This is a genomic window from Streptomyces sp. NPDC003691, from assembly GCF_053981115.1.
Genome location: NZ_JBSFNQ010000036.1, coordinates 48,146 through 69,626 on the forward strand (window position 1 = coordinate 48,146; position 21,481 = coordinate 69,626).

14 protein-coding genes are annotated in these 21,481 nt (G+C 70.1%); 9 read left to right on the forward strand and 5 right to left on the reverse strand.

The window, feature by feature from the left end; all coding sequences use genetic code 11:
• The first annotated feature begins 35 nt into the window (after positions 1-35).
• The 9 genes from ACWDR0_RS18605 to ACWDR0_RS18645 all read left to right on the forward strand — a co-directional run bounded on the left by ACWDR0_RS18605 (position 36) and on the right by ACWDR0_RS18645 (position 15,918).
• Positions 36-2,342: an McrB family protein gene (locus tag ACWDR0_RS18605; RefSeq protein WP_456352767.1), complete on the forward strand. Its 2,307-nt coding sequence runs from the start codon at positions 36-38 to the stop codon at positions 2,340-2,342.
• Positions 2,343-2,386: 44 nt separating this feature from the next.
• Positions 2,387-3,832 (forward strand): McrC family protein, encoded by a 1,446-nt coding sequence (locus tag ACWDR0_RS18610; RefSeq protein ID WP_456352768.1) that lies wholly within the window; start codon positions 2,387-2,389, stop codon positions 3,830-3,832.
• A 112-nt stretch (positions 3,833-3,944) separates the two neighbouring features.
• Positions 3,945-5,582: a TIGR02677 family protein gene (locus tag ACWDR0_RS18615; protein WP_456352769.1), complete on the forward strand. Its 1,638-nt coding sequence runs from the start codon at positions 3,945-3,947 to the stop codon at positions 5,580-5,582.
• Positions 5,575-6,795: a TIGR02678 family protein gene (locus tag ACWDR0_RS18620; protein ID WP_456352770.1), complete on the forward strand. Its 1,221-nt coding sequence runs from the start codon at positions 5,575-5,577 to the stop codon at positions 6,793-6,795. The genes ACWDR0_RS18615 and ACWDR0_RS18620 overlap by 8 nt, the downstream gene beginning before the upstream one ends.
• A 61-nt stretch (positions 6,796-6,856) precedes the next feature.
• Positions 6,857-11,008, forward strand: coding sequence for a TIGR02680 family protein (locus tag ACWDR0_RS18625; protein WP_456352771.1), 4,152 nt, complete (start codon positions 6,857-6,859; stop codon positions 11,006-11,008).
• The gene (locus tag ACWDR0_RS18630; protein WP_456352789.1) at positions 11,005-12,273 is read left to right on the forward strand and encodes a TIGR02679 family protein; all 1,269 of its coding nucleotides are present in this window, start codon (positions 11,005-11,007) and stop codon (positions 12,271-12,273) included. Before ACWDR0_RS18625 ends, ACWDR0_RS18630 begins: the two co-directional genes overlap by 4 nt.
• 102 nt (positions 12,274-12,375) lie before the next feature.
• A complete protein-coding gene (locus tag ACWDR0_RS18635) occupies positions 12,376-13,227 on the forward strand; it encodes an IS5 family transposase (RefSeq protein WP_456352772.1) in 852 nt (283 codons plus the stop codon).
• A gap of 95 nt (positions 13,228-13,322) precedes the next feature.
• Positions 13,323-14,134, forward strand: a protein-coding gene (locus ACWDR0_RS18640) for an IS5 family transposase (protein WP_456352790.1) whose coding sequence is annotated in 2 segments (ribosomal slippage) — positions 13,323-13,674 and positions 13,674-14,134 — 813 coding nt in all. Because the reading frame shifts where the segments join, the coding sequence is not laid out codon by codon here.
• 1,430 nt (positions 14,135-15,564) lie between these two features.
• Positions 15,565-15,918, forward strand: coding sequence for a glutaminyl-peptide cyclotransferase (locus ACWDR0_RS18645; protein WP_456352773.1), 354 nt, complete (start codon positions 15,565-15,567; stop codon positions 15,916-15,918).
• On the opposite strand, the gene ACWDR0_RS18650 is transcribed toward ACWDR0_RS18645, so the two are convergent.
• From ACWDR0_RS18650 to ACWDR0_RS18670, 5 genes are all read right to left on the reverse strand, one after another.
• Positions 15,845-16,444, reverse strand: a complete 600-nt coding sequence (locus ACWDR0_RS18650; RefSeq protein WP_456352774.1) for an RICIN domain-containing protein — start codon at positions 16,442-16,444, stop codon at positions 15,845-15,847. The genes ACWDR0_RS18645 and ACWDR0_RS18650 overlap by 74 nt on opposite strands.
• 100 nt (positions 16,445-16,544) lie before the next feature.
• The gene (locus ACWDR0_RS18655) at positions 16,545-17,315 is read right to left on the reverse strand and encodes a S1 family serine peptidase (protein ID WP_456352775.1); all 771 of its coding nucleotides are present in this window, start codon (positions 17,313-17,315) and stop codon (positions 16,545-16,547) included.
• 287 nt (positions 17,316-17,602) lie between these two features.
• Positions 17,603-19,171: a cellulose binding domain-containing protein gene (locus ACWDR0_RS18660; protein WP_456352776.1), complete on the reverse strand. Its 1,569-nt coding sequence runs from the start codon at positions 19,169-19,171 to the stop codon at positions 17,603-17,605.
• 219 nt (positions 19,172-19,390) lie between these two features.
• Complete coding sequence (locus ACWDR0_RS18665) at positions 19,391-20,629, reverse strand: cytochrome P450 family protein (protein WP_456352777.1); 1,239 nt, start codon at positions 20,627-20,629, stop codon at positions 19,391-19,393.
• Positions 20,630-20,916: 287 nt separating this feature from the next.
• Positions 20,917-21,456 (reverse strand): hypothetical protein, encoded by a 540-nt coding sequence (locus ACWDR0_RS18670; RefSeq protein WP_456352778.1) that lies wholly within the window; start codon positions 21,454-21,456, stop codon positions 20,917-20,919.
• Positions 21,457-21,481: the final 25 nt, after the last annotated feature.

A 21,481-nucleotide genomic window follows, 5' to 3' on the forward strand; every position in this document is an offset into this window, starting at 1 on the left:
GGTGATCGCTGGTGGCCCACGGGGAGGGGGATGTCATGAGTGCCGTCACGGAGTTGAGCGCGCGGGCGGTTCATGCCGCGATGCAGGTCCTGCATCGGATGCCAGCCGGGCACGGGCTGTCGTTCGCCGAGGTGTGGGAGCGGGTGCAGGAGGACGATCCCACGCTCAAAGCGGAGTGGGACGAGGCGTTCCCGGATCTCGCCACCAACGCCCGGACGAAGTTGCGGTACGACAGCATCAACCTCGTGAAGGCGGGCTGGCTCCGCAAGACGGGCCGGAAGTGGCGACTGACCGGACCGGGGCGCCAGGCGTTCACCGCGTACGAGGGGGACAGGGACGCTCTCCTGGCGCGCGCCTTCGAGCGGTACGGGTACTGGAGTACCGAGCGTGCGGCCTTCAACCAGGCGGCCGATGTGCTGGAGATGCTGCCCGACTCGAATCAATGGGTCTCCACGGCCCATCTCGCGGAAGCCGTCGGCCTGGAAGAGGAGCCGTTGCGGTCCTGGATCCTGGCGGGTCGTATGCGCGGCTGGCATCTCGCCCTGGGGCAGGGCGGAGAGGTACCTGAGCAGCTTGAGCTGACGGACGACGAGTACGACGAGTGGCGCACGCTACTGGAGGAGAGCCGTGTCTACGACATCACGGCCTCCGGAGGCCGTGCCGTGCGGGCGAAGCTCGACCGAGAGCTGTCGAACGATCAGCTGAGCGAGCTGGTGGCCGAGCAAGGCACCGCACCCGCGAAGCCCGAACCGCCGCGCCGTGCCTGGCTGATCCGTGGCATGGACCTCGCCGGGGCGCCCCTGATCCGCTCTCTCTGGCGGGAGAAGGAGGTCTGCACCCTCTCCGCGGAGCGTATCCCCACCCTCGGGCAGGTGACGGATCCGGAGGAGATCCGCGAGATCGTCGACACGTACTACTTCGATCTGAGTCAGGCCCGCCGTAGTGAGACCGCCGCCTCCTTCCAGGCGTTCCTCTCACGGATGCGGCCGAACGACATCGTCATCACGACCGACGGCGACCGCATCTACCTCGGCGAGGTCGGGGAAGGCAAGGTGACGCAGACGGCCACCGGCGACGGGACGGTACTGCAACGTCCCGTGAAGTGGGCGAACCTCGACGAAAAGCCACTCACCCTCGACGACCTGCCCCGGCACCTCACCGGCCCCCTGGGCAATCCCAACGCCGGCCTGCTGGAGATCTCCGAGTTCACCGCGGACCTCGAAGTCTTCCTCGATGAGGACCCCGACCGGACCCCGACCGGCTCGGTCGCCGACGCCGAACTCCCGGACGCCACACAGGAGCTGGCCGACAAGCTGACCATGCCGGATACCGAGTGGCTCCAGGAGTGCGTGGAACTGCTGCGTGACCGGCCCCAGTTGATCCTCCACGGCCCGCCCGGCACCGGGAAGACGTACACAGCCCTCGCTCTGGCCCGCCATCTCACCGGCGGACGTGAGGCCAACATCCGGTTGGTGCAGTTCCACCCGGCCTATTCCTACGAGGACTTCTTCGAGGGCTTCCGGCCGCGTGCCGTTCCCCTCCCGGAGGAAGGGGGTAAGAAAGGGGCAGCCGGTCCACGTGCAGGGCATGACCGCTCCCCGGGTGGTTCGGCCGATGGGCGGGGACTGTCCGACGCCGGCTCGGGCATCGTGTTCGACCTTGTAGAGGGCCCTCTCAAAACACTCGCCAGGAACGCCGAGAAGAGCAAGGGCGAGACGTTCGTCCTGGTCATCGACGAGATCAACCGAGGCCATCTCGCCAAGGTCTTCGGCGAGCTGTACTTCCTGCTCGAATACCGCAAGGAGTTCGTGCAGTTGCTCTACGGCTCGGACAAGGGTCACCGTTTCCGGCTGCCCCCCAATCTCGTCATCATCGGCACGATGAACACCAGCGACCGCTCCATCGCCCTCATGGACGCGGCCATGCGCCGACGCTTCTCCTTCATGGAGCTCCACCCGGCCCGGAAGCCGGTCAGCCTCTTCCTGGCGGAGTGGCTGGAGCGGAAGCAGCTCCCGCCCGACGCCGCTGTCCTGCTCGACGCACTCAACGCCCGTATCGAGCAGGTCCGGCTGGACGACCGGGAATTCCGGATCGGCCCCTCCTACTTCATGCGGCCAGCCGTGTACACCCACCCCAAGGGGCTGGAGCGGGTCTGGAAGCACCAGATCCTCCCGCTTCTTGCGGAGCTCCACTGGGGCGACGATGTGGACGTGAAGGCCGAGTACGGCCTGGACGTGCTGCGGGCTGAGACAGGCTTGACCGGGGAGGCCGGTGACACGGACAGTGCGGTGCGGGCCGCGCCGCTGAGCGGTGCCCCGGTGGTGCCGGGAGCCGCCGAGTGACCGCTGCGGGAGACGATACGCAGGCCGCTTCAGGAGGCGCGGAGATGGCGATCGTCCGACCGGGCGTGCCGCCGCCCACGACTCCTCCGGCCGCTTCCGGGACCCCGGCCGTACCGGATCCGCGTCGCCCGCTGGACACGTCAAGTCGAGCACTCACTGCGCCACTTGCGTCCTCCTCGTCTCCGACTCACCCAGCGGGTACGGGACGGCCGACACGAAGACGTGCCCTCCAGCCCGTCGACGTCAGGGAAGGCGCGGGCTGGCAGGCCCGGCCGCTGACCGACGCCCAGGTCGACACCCTCAGCACGAAGGAGGCCCGGAAACTCGTCGATGTCCGTCCCGTCCGAAACCGACAAGGCGGCGCCTGCTGGGAAGTCCAGGCCAGACGAACCGTCGGATCCGTCAGACTCGGCCAGGGCGACGGGACCGTCATGCTGCGCATCGCCCCGAAGATCACGATCGACCGGCTGCTGTACCTGCTGGCCCACGCCCAGGACAGACGACTGCGCTGGCAGCCGGACCCCGTCGATGCCTCGGTGCGGAACCAGCTCTTCCCCGCGATCGCGACCCTCTTCACCCGCGCCGCCGAACAGGCCCTCCGAACCGGCCCGCTCTCCGGCTACAGCAGTCGTGAGGACACCGCGATGATGCTGCGCGGCCGGCTCCGCGCCGCCGCCCAGCTCCGTCGACGCCCCGGTCTCGCCCTGCCGCTGGAGATCGCCTACGACGAACACACCCCCGACATCCCCGAGAACCAGCTCCTGCTCGGCGCCGCCCGCCGCCTCGCCCGCCGGGCGGACGTCCCACCCGGCCTGCGCGCCAAGCTGCGTCGGCTCGACGCCCGGCTCGAAGGCGTCACCGCGCCTTCGCTCGGCGCCCCCGTGGCCGTCTGGACGCCGAACCGGCTCAACGCCCACTACGTTCCGGCGCTGCGGCTCGCGGAGATCGTTCTGCGAGGGGCCTCGTTCGAATACGAGGAGGGGCGGCACGTCAGCGTGGACGGACTGTTGTTCAACATGGAGAAGGTCTTCGAGGACTTCCTCGCCAGCGCCCTCGGCGCGGCCCTCGAACGGCACATCGGCGGACGCAGTCAGCCCCATCCCCGCACCCACCACCTCGACGACGGCAACGAGCACATCCTGCTGCCCGACCTGGTGCACCGGCTTCCCGGAGCCGACGGCGGTCTTCACCCCGCGATCGTCGTGGACGCGAAGTACCAGGAGGGAATCAAACGCGAGAATCTGTACCAGATGCTCGCGTACTGCACCTGCTTCGGGCTGACCGAGGGGCACCTGGTGTCCGCGGCGGGCGATCTCGACGCCACCCCCATACGTGTCCCCGTCCCCGGGGGCGCGATCACGCTGCACCGGCACGTCCTCGACCTGAGGCTGCCATACCCCGAACTCGCCTCCAGGGTCCAGGAACTGGCCCGGACGATCGCCGCGTCCCGGACGACCGCCCCGCGGCCCCGGGCGAGGGCGGTGACATGACCGGCGTACGCGCGTGCAGGGGTCGTAATCCGGACAGCTCGCCGATAGCCACCCGTGGGATCTGGCCATTCGGGCGTGGCCGCGTCCTCGCCGCGAGGAGCATGGAGGCGCCATGACGTCCCCAGCAGCCGATTCCGAAGGACACGCCGATCACGCGGATCGCACGAACGGCGCCGCGCGTGTCGACTACGGCCCCTTCGCGCACCTGACCGTTCCCAACACCGCCCTCTACCGCAGTGTGATGCGCGTGTTCACGGACGCCAAGGAGCGCTTCGCGGTGCATCTGCGGCCGGAGGACGTGTACGCGGCGCTGGCGGTGCCCGAGCGGCCCTCGGACATCGACGCCCTCACCAAGGCGCTGGACAGCCTGGCCGACTGGGGCAACCTCCGCGCCGACCCGGACACGGCCCGGGTCACGACCCCCGAGGACTTCTACCGCAAACGCTTCATCTACCAGCTCACCCAGGCCGGGGAGGCCGCCGAGGTCGCGCTGGGGACGTACGAGACGACGCTCGGCAGGCGGGGCGAACTCCAGGCTGTGGCGCTGCACGACATCGTCGGCCAATTGCACGCCCTGCTCCTCATCGCCGCGCAGGACGAACCCGACCCGGCGAAGACCCATCTCACCCTGGTGGCGCTCACGGAGCGTTTCACCGCCCTCGCCGACAACGCGCGCGCCTTCATGGGCTCCCTGCAACGCACCATCGACCTGCACGGCGTCGAGGTGGACGCCTTCCTCGCCTACAAGGACCGCCTGATCCAGTATCTGGAGCGGTTCATCCAGGATCTGATCACGCTGGGCGGCCGGATCGCCTCGCTCATCGGGACGCTCGCCGAACAGGGCGGTGTGGAGCCGCTGTTGCGCCTGGCCGCGGCCCGGGAGGCCATCGACGCGGCTCCCGGTGAGGCTGAGGCGGCCGAGGAGGAGGCGTACCGGCGCTGGCGGGTCCGCTGGCGCGGGCTCGCCGAGTGGTTCGTGTCGGAGGAGGGCAGGGAGTCGCAGGCCGGCCTGCTGCGCAGACGGGCGCTCGGGTCGATTCCGCAGCTCCTGTCCGTCGTACGCCAGTTGAACGACCGGCGGGCGGGGCGGACGGACCGTTCGGCGGACTTCCGGGAGCTGGCCCGATGGTTCGCCGAAGCCCCTGACGACGAGGCGCGGCACCGTCTGTGGCGGGTGGCTTTCGGACTGCATCCCGCGCGGCACCTGACCGTGGACGGCGATACCCTGGCGGCCCGCGCGGACGGACCGGTGCCCGCCGCCACCCCTTGGCGGGAGGCCGAACCGGTCCGTATCAGCCCGCAGTTGCGCCGCACCGGCAGCTACGAACGCCGGGGCAAGCCGCGCCGGGTGGCCGACCGTTCCGAGGCTCGACGGCAACTGGCCGAACTCGCCGCGCGGCAGACCCGGCAGACGGCCGAGGCCCGCGCGGCCCTCGCCACCGGCGGCGAGACCCGGCTGTCCCGGCTCGGCGAACTGGACCCGACGGCCTTCGCCCTGTTCCTGCGGCTGCTGGGCGACGCGCTCTCGACTTGGCGGCCCGGTATGACCCGGACGGTGGCCACCAGCGGCGACGGCTCGATGGAGATCCGGTTGACCGCCCTCGACGACGGGAGCCGGGCCGAGATCCGTACCCCGGTCGGGGTGTTCCGGGGGCCGGACCACCTCGTGGAGATCATCGACCTGGCCGAGGAACGGCAGGGCGACCGTGACCCGGAAGACCGGCACGACCGGGAGGACGGCCATGGCTGAGCAGCTCGGCGAGGTACTGGAAGGCCAGCGCGCCGCCGACCTCCAGAGGGCGACCCGCGCGCTGCTGAAGGAACCACTGCTGACCGTCGACGGCCCGTATCCGGACGAGTTCCGCCTGGTCCGCCGGTACGAGACGGAGCTGCGCGAGTGGTTCGACCGTAACGTCGGCTGGTCCCTGCGCGTGGACGCGGAGGCCGCCCGGCTGCGCAAGAACCCGGGGACCCTCACCGACGCCACCCACCCGGCCCGCGAGCCGAGCCGTGCGGCGCTGCCCTTCACCCGCCGCCGCTATGTGCTGCTCTGCCTCACCCTGGCCTCGCTCGAACGCGGCGAGACACAGGTCGCCCTGGGCAGGCTCGCCGAGCAGGTGGTGCTGGCCGCCGCCGACCCTCATCTGGCCGCCGCGGGGATCACGTTCACCCTGGAGCGCCGGGACGAACGCCTCGACCTGGCGGCCGTCGTACGGCTGCTGCTGCGGTTCGGAGTGCTGCGCCGGGTGGCCGGCGACGAGGAGGCGTACGTCAACGGGGCGGGCGACGTGCTCTACGACGTGCAGCGCAGAGTGCTGGCCGGGCTGCTCGCGACCCGCCGGGGGCCGTCCATGGTAACCGCCACCAGCCTCGACGACCGGCTGACGGAACTGACCGCCGAGGCCGCGCTGGACAGTGACGAACTCCGGTTCCGGGCGATCCGCTGGAAGCTGACCCGCCGCCTGCTCGACGACCCCGTGCTCTACTACGACGAGCTGACCGAGGACGAGCTCTCCTACCTCACCCGGCAGCGCGGATTCCTCACCGCACGCGTCACCCAGATGACCGGACTCGTCCCCGAGGTGCGCGCCGAGGGCATCGCCATGGTCGACCCGCTGGACGACCTCACCGACGTACGCATGCCGGAACAGGGCACCCGCGGTCACATCACCCTGCTGCTCGCCGGACAGCTGGCCGCACGCGAGGGACGCGTCGGCCTGGAGGAACTGGAGCACAAGGTGCGCGAACTGGCCGTGGAGTACGGGAGTTTCTGGTCGAAGTCGGCCAAGGAGCCCGGGGCCGAGTCCGAGTCGGTCGCGTGGGCCGTGGAACGGCTCGTGGCCCTCGGGCTGGTGACCCGGACGGCCGACGGAATCCTGGCCCGGCCCGCCCTGGCCCGCTACGCGGTCGGCGCCCCGCAGATCCGGGATAGCGGAAACCGTGACAGTGGAGGCCGCCGGTGACTCCTCGACCGACCATTCACCCCATCCCCGCACAACGAGACGTACGACGAAAGGCCCGCCGGTGACCGCCCTGCCCACCCCAGCCCCCGGCCGGTGGCGCCCCCTGCGTATCGGGCTCGTCGACCTCTTCCACTACGACGTCGAAGAGTTCTGGTTCCACGACGGCAGACTCCTGCTGCGCGGCAACAACGGCACCGGCAAGTCGAAGGTGCTCGCGCTGACCCTCCCCTTCCTCCTCGACGGTGACCTCTCGGCCCGCCGGGTGGAACCCGACGGCGATCCGGCCAAACGCATGGAATGGAACCTGCTGCTCGGCGGGGAGCATCCGCACCCCGAGCGGCTCGGTTACACCTGGATCGAGTTCGGGCGCCGGGACGACACGACCGGAGAGGAACACTTCTGCACTCTGCTGTGCGGAATGAAGGCGGTGAGCGGGCGGGGTATCGCCCGGCACTGGTTCGCCGTCACCGACCAGCGCGTGGGCCCCGGGCTCGGTCTCCTGGACGCCACGGGAACCGCGCTGTCCCGGGATCGGCTCGCCGAGGCCATCGGCGCGCACGGCATGGTCTACGACACGGCCAAGGCGTACCGCAGGGCCGTCGACGAGGCTCTCTTCGGCCTGGGCGAGCGGCGCTACGGTGCGCTGGTGGACCTGCTGATCCAACTGCGTCAGCCGCAGCTGTCCAAGCGGCCCAACGAGGCGGCACTCTCCCGCGCGCTCACGGAGGCGCTCCCGCCCATGGACCAGGCGGTGATCGCCGACGTGGCCGAGGCGTTCCGGTCCCTGGACGAGGAGAAGGGGGAGCTGCGGGCGGCGAGCGAGGCGGAGCGGGCGGCCACCGCCTTCCTCGACCACTATCGGCGTTACGCGCGCGTCGCCGCCCGCAGGCGAGCCCGGCTGCCCCGCAGCGAGCACGCCCGGTACGAGCAACTGCAACGCGACCTCACGCACGCGCACGCCGACCATGAACGTGCCGTGGCGGACCGGGCGGCGACCGAGGAGAGGTCCGGGGCGCTGGAGGAGCGCATCGCCCGTCTCGCCGCGCAGGAAGCGGCACTGCGGGCCGGACCGGAGATGCGTGACGCGCGAGCACTCGAACAGGCGGCGGCCGACGCCTCGCGTACCGCCGCCGAGCGGGTCCGGGCCGACGAGGACCTCGGGCAGGCCGAGGCCGCGCAGAGCCGGGCCGCGGGCCGGCTGGCCGCCGCCGGGAACCGGCAGGCCGCCGCCGAGCGGGCGCTGACCGGCCTGCGGGACCTGATCGAGGAGACCGCCAGAGCCGCCCGCATCGACGGCCCGCTCGTGCCGGACGGTGTTACCGAGGCCGAACTGCGCCGCACGACCGGGGAGTCGGCCGACCGCCGACGCCGTACGGTCGAACACCTGGAGCAGCTCACAGTCCGCGTGGAGCAGGCGGAAGGCGAACGCCGGGCGGCTGTGCGGCGGGCCGACGAAGCGCAGGAGGAGGTCGTGCACAGCGGCTTCCGACAGGCCGAGGCCGAGGAGAACGCCGTCGGCCAGGGACAGGCCCTGATCGACCGGGTCCGGGCCCACCTCACCGGTTGCCGGGAACTGCCGCTCCCCGATCTTCCTGGGCTGCTGGACGGCCTCCAGGACTGGGTGGTCACCCTGGACGGGCCCAACCCCGCCCGTGCCACCGCGGCCGGAGCCCACCGGACCCGTGCCGCGGAACTGGCTGACCACAGCGCCGAACTGAGCCGCCAGCGCGCCGAACTCGCAGACCGACAGGCGCTGTTCGAGCGTGAGCTGGCCTCCCTTGAGCAGGGCGGACAGCCTGTTCCCGAACCGCCTCACACCCGCACACCGGGTGTGCGGGACCGGCTGGACGGAGCACCGCTGTGGCGGCTCGTCGAGTTCCACGACACCGTCGACGACCGCGAGCGAGCAGGCTTGGAAGCCGCGTTGGAGGCGTCCGGCCTGCTCGACGCATGGGTTCGGCCGGACGGCACGGCGGAGGCGGCGGACGGCCACGACATTCTCCTGGAGCCGAACGCAGCCGTCTTCGGACCGAGCCTCGCGGATGCATTGCGTCCGATGGTGGATCATGACGAGGGGCCGACGGCCACCGTGGGCGAGTCGGTGGTGCGACGCCTGCTCGCCGCAATCGGCCTGGTGCCGAGTGGTGGCGAACCACCCGAAGCCCGCGTCGCGGGAACCTGGGTGTCCGGCGACGGCCGCTTCCGGTCCGGCGCGCTGACCGGAAGCTGGACCAAGCCCGCCGCCGAGTACGTGGGCGAGGGTGCGCGGGAGGCGGCCCGCCGGTCACGTATCGAGGAACTGCACGTGGAACTCGCTGCTCTGAGCGAGCGGACGGAGGCGGTACTGGATGCCCTGCGGGCGACGGTCCTGCTCCGCCGTACCCTCGACGACGAACTGGCGTCCTTCCCCGACGACGACACCCTACGCACCGCCCACGCGCTCGTCGCGGCGGCCGTGGACGCCACACACCGGGCCCGCGCGCGGCACGAGGCACGGACCCGGGACCTGGCCGAGGCCATCCGTGTCGCGGACGCGGCGACGGCGGAACTGACCGACACCGCCTCGGAAGTCGGGCTCCCCGCCGACCGGGAGGCCCTGGCCGTCGTACGACGATCCCTCACCGAACTCACCACGCAGCTGGCCACGCTCTGGCCCGCGCTGCGGGAGGGGGCCGAAGCCGAGGGGGCCGTCGCCGCCGAGCGAGTGGAGAGCGACCGGGCCGCGGAACGGACCGCCGAACTCGCGGCGCGCGCCGGTGAGGCCGCCCGTGCCGCGAGCACGGCCGACGAGCGCCATACGACCCTGCTCTCCACCGTGGGCGCGGCGGTCGCCGAACTCCAGCGGCGTCTCGCCGAGACCGCCGAGGAGACGCGGACCTGCGCGGACGGCCTGAAGACGGCCCGGCAGCACTGGACCGACGCCGACCGGCTCGCCAGTCACGCCGAGGGCCGCACCGAACAGCTCGGCAAGGACCTGACCGAGGCGACCGCGGCCCGGGAACGGGCCGTCGCCGCCCTGCGCCGCTTCGCCGCGACAGGACTGCTGGACGTGGCCCTACCGGGTATCGACGTTCCGGAGACCGACACCGGGGCCGGGGCCTGGGCGGCCACACCCGCGATCGCCCTGGCCCGAGCCGTCGAGGCGGAACTCTCCGACGTCGACGACTCGGACGGCGCCTGGGAGCGCGTACAGAAGCGGCTGAGCGAGGAGTTCGCCAGGCTTCAGGACGCCCTGTCCCGCAACGGGCACAGCGCCTCCGCGTATCCGAGCGAGGACGGAATGCGCGTCGACATCGTGTACCAGGGACGCCGGCGAGCCGTCCCCGAGATCACCGAGGCGCTCGCCGCGGAGGTCGAGGAGCTGACCCGGATCCTGTCCGCGCATGAGCGCGAGGTCCTTGAGACCCACCTGATCACCGAGGTCGCCGGCACCCTCCAGGAACTGATCGGTGCCGCAGAACGGCAGGTGCGGGCCATGAACGCGGAGCTGGAGGAGCGGCCCACCTCGACCGGGATGCGGCTGCGGCTGGTCTGGCGTGGCTCCCGCAAGGCCCCGCAGGGACTCGCGCAGGCCCGTGAGCGGCTGCGGCAGTCCGCTGACGCCTGGTCTCCCGAAGACCGAGCGGCGGTCGGGGAGTTCCTCCAGGCGCAGATCGCCCGCCAGCAGGCCGACGGCAGTTCCGGCAGCTGGCTGGAGGACCTGACCGCCGCGCTCGACTACCGTGCCTGGCACGAGTTCGGCATCGAGCGGCAGCAGCACGGCAAGTGGGTCTCCGCCACCGGGCCCGCCTCGGGCGGGGAGCGCGTACTCGCCGTTTCCGTACCCCTGTTCGCTGCGGCGTCCTCGCACTACGCGAGTGCGCGGGCGCCGTATGCTCCCAGGCTGGTCACGCTCGACGAGGCGTTCGCCGGGGTAGACGACGACTCCCGCGCCAAGTGCCTCGGCCTGCTCCACGCCTTCGACCTCGACGTCGTCATGACCAGCGAGCGCGAGTGGGCCTGCTATCCGCAGGTTCCGGGCATCGCCATCGCACAGCTCTCGCGGGTCGACGGGATCGCGGCGGTCCTGGTCACCCGGTGGGAGTGGGATGGCACCGAGCGTACGCGTGGCGCGGAGCCGGACTGCACCGGGTGGGAGGCGACAGCGGCCGTGGACGACGGCCAGGGGAGATCAGCCGTCGGTGCGCAGGCCCAGGAGTCACTGTGGACATGACTGAAGACGCCGAGCGACCTCCGGCAGGTGTCGACGAGGAGCGTCTGCGGCGCCTCCTGGGTGGTCCGGAACTGTCCTGGCTTGTCCAGCGCGTCCGTCACCGTATGGTCTACGAGAAGCCTCTCACCGGCACCGCCACGCTCACCGGTCCGACGGACGCCCAGAGGCGTGCGGCCGAACGCCTGCTGGGGCGCGGCCCGACCGAGGGCGGCTCGCTGAGCGTACGGCTGGAGGACGTGGACGTGGTGTTGCGCCGCTCCGGCGTGAGCCCGGACGGCCTCGCCACCGCTGTCGTCGCCCTGACCGGCCCGGTGGACCCGGTCGTCGAGCGGAGGGCGAGGGAGGCCCGAGCATGGGAGTGGGCGTACGCTCCGCTGCGGCTGCTTGGACCTGACCTGGCGGAGTGGACGGCGCAGGTGACCGGCAGCGGCCAGGTACGACGAATCGCCCGTACTCCGGAAGCCTCGCGTGCCCTCCTGGAAAACGTCGTCAAGGTGCTCGGCGCACTGCCTGCCGACCCCGCCGTTTCCGTCACGACTTTCGCGGCACAGGTCCTCGGAGACGCTCACGCCCTGGATGACGGAAGGCCGTTGACGACCATCGTACGGTCCGCGGCGCACGTGCTGACCGGGAGTGCGAAGGAGAAGGGGACCCGTCGGCAGAGAGAGGTATGGGCCTCGGTGGGGCTCCTGAAAGACGACGTGTCGTCGACGGTCCTCACCCTCAACCTTCGTGGCACTCCAGCCCTGGACTGGATGGCGGACATGGGGGAGCCCGCGGTGTTGACCCTGCGCCAACTGGCCCGGCAGCCGATGGCCTCGGCAGCTGCGGAAGAACAGACCGGCCCACAGTGGATTCGCGTGTGTGAGAACCCGACCGTCCTCGTGGCGGCGGCGGAAGCGTACGGGCCGGAATGCCCGCCCATGATCTGCGTCCAGGGCCAACCGTCCGCTGCGGCGCTCACCCTGCTGCGCCGGATGCACGACCAGGGAACAGCTCTCCTCTACCACGGAGACTTCGACTGGGGCGGCCTGCGCATCGCCTCGACACTGTTGCGGAGCGTCACGTGGTTTCCCTGGCGTTTCACGGCCGCCCACTACCGTGCCGCGGTCGCTTCGGGCCTTAGTTCGATGGACCTGACCGGAACACCGACCGACGCGCCCTGGGACCCGCCTCTCGCACAGTCGCTTGCCGAACTGGGCGTCCGCATCGAAGAAGAGACCGTCCTTGACGATCTCTTGGGCGATCTCAAGCCAGTTCGCTGAGATGGGGAGAATAGGGCAGGTACTTAGAGGCCATCTGATCTGGATAGCGGGTAGTTCAGGATGATTTTGTGACCGATGGCGTTGGTGGTCGTTGCCAGGTGTGTGAGTGAGCGTCGTCCGTACCGCAGTGATGTGTCCGATGCCCGGTGGGCCTTGATCGAGCCGGTCTTCGCCGTCTGGCGTGCCGGGCGAACGGCCCCTGGCACGGCGGCCCGGGTGCACGATCTGCGGGAGATCGTCAACGCCATCCTGTACGTCAACCGCACCGGCATCCCGTGGAAATACCTGCCGCACGACTTCCCGCCGTACAAGACGGTGTACGACTACTACGCGAAGTGGGAGGCCGACGGGACGACCGAACAGGTCCATGGCCTGTTACGGGACAAGGCCCGCAGGGCCGGCGGCCGCAGGGCGGAACCGACCGCGGCCGTCGTGGACGCGCAGAGCGTCAAGACCTCGGGAAACGTCGCCGAGATCAGCCAGGGCGTCGACGCCGGGAAGAAGATCAAAGGGCGCAAGCGGCACCTGGTCACGGACACCCTTGGCCTGGTCCTGGCCGTCCTCGTCACCGCCGCGTCGGTGTCCGATACCACCGGCGGGAAGCTGCTGCTCGACGACCTGGCCGCAGCACATCCCACGGTGACCAAGGTCTGGGCCGACGGTGGTTACCAGAGCAGCGTCCTCAACCGCGGCGCCGGGCTGGGCATCGACGTGGAGGTGGTGCGGCGGCCCCGGGTGAAGGGCTTCGAGCCGCTGCCGAAGAGGTGGGTGATCGAGCGCACCTTCGGCTGGCTGATGCAGCACCGCCGCCTCGCGCGGGACTACGAAGCACTGCCGCAGAGATCCCGGACGATGATCCACTGGGCAATGGCTAACAAAATGGCCCGCGAGCTGACGGGAGAATCCACGCCAACCTGGCGAATCGAAACAGATATCTCACTCACATCGGCATGAAGAATGATCAGATGCCCTCTAAGAGGAGCTAACAGAAAGCTCTAGTGGAGCCATGTCTTCGGTGTTGTCGGCTCGTTGGCCCCTCTGTGGGGAACCTGAAGGGGCCGCCGTGGGTGGTGTCGGACGATCTGTGGTTGCGGATCGAGCCGTTGCTGCCGGTGCGGCAGCGGCGGTCGCGTCATCCGGGGCGGCTGCCGCTGGATGACCGCGGGTGCTGGCAGGGGATCCTGTTCGTGCTGCATACCGGAATCCAGTGGGAGTGGCTGCCGCAGGAACTGGGCTTCGGCTCGGGCATGACGTGCTGGCGTCGGCTGCGGGACTGGCACGAGGCGGGTGTGTGGGACCGGCTGCACCAGGTACTGCTCACCGAGCTGCACCGTGCCGGGAAGCTGGACTGGTCCCGGGCGGTGATCGACGGCTCCCATCGCCAGGCCCGTCGGGGCGGCCCAAAACGGGCCCGAGCCCGGTCGACCGCGCCCGGCCCGGCTCGAAGCACCACGTCATCACCGACGGGCACGGCACCCCGCTCGCCATCACTCTGACCGGCGGAAACCGCCACGACGTCACCCAGCTCCTTCCGCTCCTGGACGCGATACCCCGCATCCGGGGCGCCACCGGCCGGCCACGCCACCACCCCCGGCAGCTGTTCGCCGACCGTGGCTACGACTTCGACAAGTACCGACGACTGCTCTGGAAACGCGGCATCAAGCCGGCCATCGCCCGCCGCGGGGTGCCACACGGCTCCGGCCTGGGGACAGACCGATGGGTGGTCGAGCGCACGAACGCCTGGATCCACGGCTTCCGACGACTGCGAATCCGCTGGGACATCCGCGACGACATCCACGAGGCGTTCCTCAAGCTGGCCTGCTGCGTGATCACCTACAGACGCGTCCGAGCTTTCTGTTAGCTCCTCTAAGGCGCAGGAACTGATCGAGCGGCTCGTCGCCGAGGGGCGCGTGCGGATCTCTGAGCCGGATCACGATGAGGACGCGGAGGGGCGGCGCGTCGTCAATTACGCGAAGCGTCACGGCATGGAGCCAGCGGGCCGACGTATCGAGAAGGTCCCTCACGGTGGGCCGGGGCTGGAGCTGTTCCTCGCAGACGGCCCGCATCCCAACGCGCGGAGCCAGCGGCCGAGGGCAGCCGGAGAGCTAATACCAGTACCCGCACGTCTGGGGCACCTGCATCCGGTGGTGGCGACGCTCAAAAACGAAGAGAGTCGACTGGTGATGCCACCTGCGTTGCGCCGCCGGGCGCTTCTGCTGCTGCAGGGGCTCGCGGCCGAGGCAGTACGGCGAGGGCACGAGGTGCGGAAGGCAAGGTTCGCCTTCTGCCCGTGCGAGGGCGGAGTGGACGCGCTCTACCCGTCTCGTCTTGGAGCTTGCCCATGGTCACGGAGACAGGCCCGGTCGCTGGCGGGATCGGAAGAGCCAGACCCTTGAAGAAGCCCTCGGGGTGATCCTCGGGGAGATTGAAGCGCGAGCCACCAAGGACACTCAGCGCCAGCAGGACGAACGGCAAGCCAAGGCAGAACGTGAAGTTCGTTAGCGGGCGGCCTTAGATGAGGCGAAGCAGCAAGCTGTTCGTGAACAACTTGCACATGTGCTGCGTGAAGAGGCCAGAGGGTGGCAGGAAGCGACTGCCCTTAGCGCGTACTGCATGGCATGGGAACGTCGCATCCAAGAACTGGATGGTACCGCGGATGAGCCGGAACTGGACTCAGCCCGTCGCTGGTTGGAGTGGGCAAGGGCATATGTAAAGTCGATAGACCCTCTGAGCGGACTTCCCGGCATGCCCTGCACACGTGAACCCAGGTCGGAGGAGCTTGAACCACATCTCAGGGGATGGAGCCCCCACGGACCGGAACGGCGTGGCCAAGGATGATGATGAGCCTGTCCGACTGCGCCTACGTGCAGCGCAACGGCCACCGAGACAGGAAGATCCGCAAGATGTTGAACGGACGGCGCCCTGTCGGCAGACCTGGTTTAAGCGACTGCGTGAGGAACCTGCTCCTGACTGTTGTGACGCTCATCTGACGCTCACAGCACCCGAAGGCTCACTTGGCAGGTCGAAATTTGGCGCCTGACCAGCAGGTATGCCATGTCCATCATGATGTGACGTGTTTCCGATGACGCACCATGTGGAGTGCGTTGCGATCCTGGAGCCGGTGGCGAAGGGCTCCTGACCCGCGGTTCTACCGGTGCGCGCCCTGCGCGTTGCGGGCGCGGCGCACCCGAGGTGCCCGCGCAGACCGGGGCGGGCACGCAATGGCCACCGTCCTGCGGAGCGCGCACGCGAACGGCCCTCTCCGGGTGGCGTCGGGCCGGGGGGACAGGAGTGAACTGTCCCGGTCCAAGCACCTACCCGGGCGAGGGCTGGGGACTCTGTGCCCAGCCCGGCGAACAGCGTCTCGTCCTGAGCGACGGCACCGCCCGCCTCACCTTCCGGCGACCGGCGGGTGGTCGTACTGCCTGCGGCACCGGGTTGGCATCCACGAGACGGTCCGCTGCCTGGCGCTGGCCACCGTCCCCGACCGCCACGCATCCGAGCCTCGAACTCTCCGGCCCCGGCCGTAACGGCGCCGCCGAAGGTACCTGGGTTTCCGTCGCTGCGCGGGTCAGGCGGGGTGGAAGAGGAAGGTGTCGTTCTTGGCGCCTGTTCCGTGCCAGTTGTGCGGGTGGTACTGGATGAGGTGGATGTTGTCGGCGGTGGAGGCGTTGTGGACATGAAGGACGCGCCAGCGGTCGCGGTCGGTCCAGCCGCCGGTGCTGGTGCGGATGACGCTGCCGGTCCAGGGGTGCCAGTCGTCGTGGAGGTCGAACCACTGGTTCCAGGAGCCGTGGCAGGGGCGCTGGACGATGGGAGTGTAGGGGTCCTTGTCATCGTTGTGGACCTCCCAGCACATGCCGGAGTCCAGCCGGAACAGGTACGTGTTCGGCCGGTAGCCGTCCACGGATTCCAGGGTGACGCGCTGGGAGGTGCGTCCGTCGCAGGGCTGCTGCACGATCAGTGCGTAGTCCGCCCCGTCGCGGGGGCCGAGGCACTTCCCGGAGTGCAGGGCACTGATCGTGTAGGTGCCCGGTCCCGGCGGGGCCTGCGCGGCACGGGGGGACACCGCCGCGGCAGTGAGCCGGACGCCCGCCATCAGCGCTGCCACGGCCGATACGGCAAGGATGATGCGCAGCATCGGACGGTGCCCGGGGGAAGGGGCGTTCACCGGTTGCTCCAGAGGTTCGTGGGTGGGTTCGGCGGCGCAGGGCGGGGGATGCGGCTTCCCCGACGCCGTCCGCCGAGCGGCCGACGTCCCGGCGGCGGCGTCACAGATGTCCGTCGATGAAGCCCCGGACGGCCGCCACGCTCGTGTAGACCCCGGGAATCCCGGGGCGCCCGCAGCCGCGTCCCCAGGACACGATGCCGTACAGCACACCGTCCTGGACCAGCGGGCCGCCGGAGTCGCCCTGGCAGGAGTCCTTGTCGGGCTCGCCTCCCGCACAGAGCATCCTCTCGGTGACGGCCGAGGAACCATGGACCCTCCGGCACTCCGGACGGCCGACGACATCGAGGGACACCTCCTGCAACTGGTCGGTGGCGGAAGAGCCCCCTTCGTACGTGACTCCCCATCCGGTGACCGTCACCCGTGATCCGGCCGCGGGCTCGTGGTCGGCGAGGAGAGCGGGCCCTCCCCCGACACTCCCCTGGCACCCCGCGAGCTTCATGACGCCGACGTCGTAGTCCAGAGTCAGCCGGTTGAACCGGGGATGCTGGGCGATCTCCCTGACACCGCAGACCCGACCGCCCTTGTAGTGGATGCTGGTGTTGTAGCGCACCAGGAAGTTGCGCGAGGTGTACCCATCGGTGCAGTGCGCGGCCGTGAGCACGATGTCCGGCCCGATCAGCGTCCCCCCGCAGGAGTCGTCGTTGTTGTACCGCACGCTGACTTGGTACGGGTGTTTCTCGATGGTCGTCGGCTGACCCCCGACGATCTGGGGTTCGTCGCCGGCCACGGCGACCCCGCTCTGCACGCTCGCGAACAGCGCCAGCGTGAGGCCGGCGGCCGCCAGCGCCTTGCGCCAGTAACGTCCGCGCACCCGGACCTCCGTTGTCCGTGCGGCAAGGCCCCGTCGCACGGACAACGACGCCCGTGCCGGAGCACCAGGACCTACGGACTTGTCCCCGAGCGGGTGCGGCACACACGGACAGCGCCCTTCACCACTCCTGTGGGTGATCGCCATTGCGCCACCGCTCTCCGTGCCACCGAGGGAGTTGGCGACGCCCACCCGCAGGGGCAGCGCTTCCGGCTCACCGCACGGCACCGCCCCCGCCTGGTGCGGCGCGGGGACGGTGCGGTCCTCGGTCGGTGGGTGGCCCTTGCCGGTCAGCCCGTGTAGGTGCCGACGATGCGGGAGAACTCGTACGGCGACTGCGGGATGTTGGTGCAGAGGGAGAGGTTTCCGGTGCAGGCGTTGCGGTCGCGGGTGACGTCCCAGAAGGCGATCATGCCGAGGTTCCTGCTCCGGGCGAACGTCACGAGTTGCCGTGCGTCGGCCTGGTCGTAGATCTGGTGGTCGTCGTTCTCGCCGATCATGGGGGTGACCCCGACCATGCCCCAGAGCTGGGCGTCGGTGCGGTTCGGGTAGAGGGACTTCAACTGGGTGACGGTGGCCTGGGCGGCTTGGAGGGCCGCGTCGCCGTAGTCGATGGCCATGAAGTAGTCCATCGTCATCACATTGACCACGTCCAGCGCGACGCCCGCGTCACGGGCCGATGTCACGACGGAAAGGCCCGTCTGTGTCAGTCCCGAGGGGGTGACGGGCAGGGTGAGTGAGATACGGAGGTCGGGGTGTGCCTGCTGGAGCCGGGCGAGTGCGGCCGAGCGGCGTGCGATGGAGACGGGATCGTTGACGGCCGGGCCTTCGATGTCGAAGTCGGCGTACCGCAGGCCGTACTGTCTCACCACGGCGTCGTACTCGGTGAACAGGGCGTCCACCGATTCGCAGTTCTGGGCGAGTTCCCTGCCGCCCGCACCGCCGAAGGTGACCTTCACCTCCCCGCCCGCGGCCCGGAGGGCATCGATATTGTCCTTGGCCCATCCGGCCCGGGGGTCGTAGTAGTTGAACCACATCGCCTTGCAGGTCGGTGAGGTGATCGCGCCCAGGCTGAAGTTCTTCAGCCCGCTGTCCGAGGCCAGGGTGGCCAGATTCGGGGTGGGCCAGGCTCCCATGTCCACGTACGGTGCGGTCGGCAGGGTGCGCGTGCCCGGGTTGCCGGTGGTGCCCGTGACCGCGTGACTCAGGGCCGACCGGTTGCCCGCCAGGTCCCTCGCGAGCAGTTGGAGCATGTACGCCGTGCCGGGCCGGAGCCCGGTCACCCGGTGGGAGGTGACACCGGTCACGGTGGAGTGCCGGACACCGTCGACGAAGATCTCGTAGTCCACCACCGGGCTGCGGTCGTCGACCGATGCCGTCCAGTTGAGCGTGAGCGCCCCGTCCTCGGTCCCGGTGACGTGGACGCCGGTGGGAACCGTCGGGGGTGTGATGTCCGCGTCCTCTTCACAGGGCCCGCCCTGGTTGACCACGCACCGCCCGGGCAGACCGCTGCCCTGGGCCACCCAGCCGAAGGTGGTGGAGGCCCCGGGGGCGAGCGAGCCGTTGTAGCCGAGGTTGCGGAAGCTGTACCGGCTCCCGTCCCGGGTGAGCCGGGCGTCCCAGTGGGTGGAGACGGCCGTGTCCGCGGGCAGGGTGAACTCGACGGTCCAGCCGTCCAGCGCCGTACGGCTGCGATTCGTGATCGTGTACGTGCCCTGGTAGCCGCTCTCCCAGGAAGAGGTCTTGCGGAACTCCGCCGTCACCGGCACCAGGGGACTGGTGGCTGAGGCCGGCGGGGCGCCTAACAGGGTGAGGATTCCGAGGACGGTGGCGACCAACGACGCCAATGGTCTTCGCATTGCTGCCTCCCAAACGGGGAACGAGCGCGAGCCGTACCGGTCGATGCGGCAACTTGGTCTATACCAAAGCCGCCCGCACTGACTACCGGCCCCGGGGCCCCGAGTCAAGACGGACGACCGCTCGGTCCCTATGCACACCGCGCCTCACCGGAATCCCCGTCCGCGGGGAACGGACGGTCCGTGGGGGATGGGCGCTCCGCGTTCGCCGGAGTGGTCGGCTCAGCTCGCCGCGCGGCCCGGCGGGCGCAGGAGAACGGGCAGGGTGAGGACGTCGTTGCCGATGAACGACGGCTGCGGGGCCGGGGCGTTCGCCTCGTCCGCGAGTGCGATGTCCGGGAAGCGGTCGAAGAGGGCGGGCAGGGCGACGGCGGCCTCCAGGCGGGCGAGCGGGGCGCCGAGGCAGTAGTGGATGCCGTGGCCGAAGGCCATGTGGTCCCGGTCCGCACGGTCGATGTCGAAGGCGTGAGCGGCTTGGTGGAACGACGGGTCACGTCCGTGCGCCCCGAACCCGATGAGAATGGCCTCCCCGGCCGCGATGGTGACGCCCTCGCCGAGGTCGATGTCACGGACCGCGCACCGCAGCGGAAGGTGGACGACCGGTGGATGGAGCCGCAGGGTCTCCTCGATGACATGGGCCCAGCGGGCGGGCTCGGCCTTTGCCGCGTTCAGTTGCCGGCGGTGGGTGAGCAGCGCGCGGACGGCGTTCCCGATCAGTGCGATCGTGGTCTGGCTCCCGGCGCCGATCATCAGGAGGAGGGTGGAGATCAGCTCCATTTCGGTGAGCCGGTCCCCCTCGTGGGCGGTGAGCAGCAGGCTGGTCATATCGTCGCCGGGCTCCCGCTGCTTCGCCTCCACGAGACTCTGCATGGTGGTGATCAGCCCGCTCATGACCCGCTCCGACTGCTCCTGGGGAACATCGGTGGCCAGGATCGCGTCGACGACGGCGAGCATCGCGGGGCGCTGTTCCTCGGGAACGCCGAAGAGATCGCAGATCACCCGGGTCGGCACACCGTAGGCGAAGCTCGCCCGCAGATCCACTGACGCACCGTCCTCCAGTGCCTCCAGACCGTCCAGGAGGTCGGTGACGACGGCTTCGATCGCAGGCCGGAGCGACTCCATGCGCCGCGGTGTGAAAGCGGGGCCGATGAGCCTTCGCAGGCGGGTGTGCTCGGCCCCCTCGGAGGTGGCCATGGAGCGGACGTCGACCCAGGGGGAGAGCCAGGGAACGGCTCCCGGCTGGTAACCGGTCCAGGTGTCACGGGCGTTCCTGGTGATATCGGGATGGGTGACCAGCCGCCGGACGACATCGCCGCGCGTCACGGACCAGGCGATGACGTTCTGGGGCAGCCGGACCCGCACGGCGGGCCCGGTGGCGCGGAGTTCCTCGATCTGTTCGTACAGCCGCTCGCCTCCGTCGCTGTCGAGGACCGGTACGGAAGCCTCGTTGCTGGTGGTCATGGGACACCTCCGGTCACGCGGGGCGGCCCGTCGGTGGGAGCGACCGCAGGAGTGCCGTCTCGCCCCCGGGCGGCGGGGCGCGCCGGTGCGTGGGTGGATGGGCTTCGCCGCGACGGCGGGAATCGGTACCCGGATTGTGCTGCCCCCGCCCGGGGCCGTATAGAGGCAAATCAGCCTCTTGTCTGATTTCTGGGCCGATTCGGGATTGCCCGCAGGTCGGTACCTCCCGCCCGGGCGCCGATGCCCGCGCCGCCTCAGCTCGGCCGCGGGTTCACCGCACGGGGCGGTCAGGTGCGGGTGAGGGTCCAGGTGTCGAGGCCGGTGAGACCGGTCAGGCCCGATGGGGTCGAGCAGGCGGAGAGGTCGGTGTTGGGGAAGGTGATGGTCTGGGTCACCTCGGCGCCGGCGAGAGTTCCGGAGGTGATCGGTCCGGTGGAGGTGCCGACTTTGGTGCCGTTCACGTTCGAGAAGCTGTTGGTGTACTCCCAGGTACTGGTCGTTCCGTTGTTCCAGTGCAGGGTCTCGGTGCCGGAGCCGCCCGCGAACAGGCTCGTGCAGGACTGGGTCGCCGTCCCGGAGAAGGGGGCGACGAAGGAGGTGAGCTGCGGATGGGTGAGGCTCACGCACAGGTTCGCGGTGTCCTGGCCGCTGACCGACACGGTCTGTTCGGTATTGGTCAGCCCGGGTGAGAAGGCGACCGTGGTGCTGCCGACACAGGTGACCAGGGCGGGCGACGCGCTCGCCGCCACGGGGGCGGCGGGAGCGGCGACCACCATGGCGAGCGCGAGGGCCGGAACACCGGCGACCGCCGGGATCCTCTTCGTCATGGCAAGGGCTCCGTTGCATGCTCGG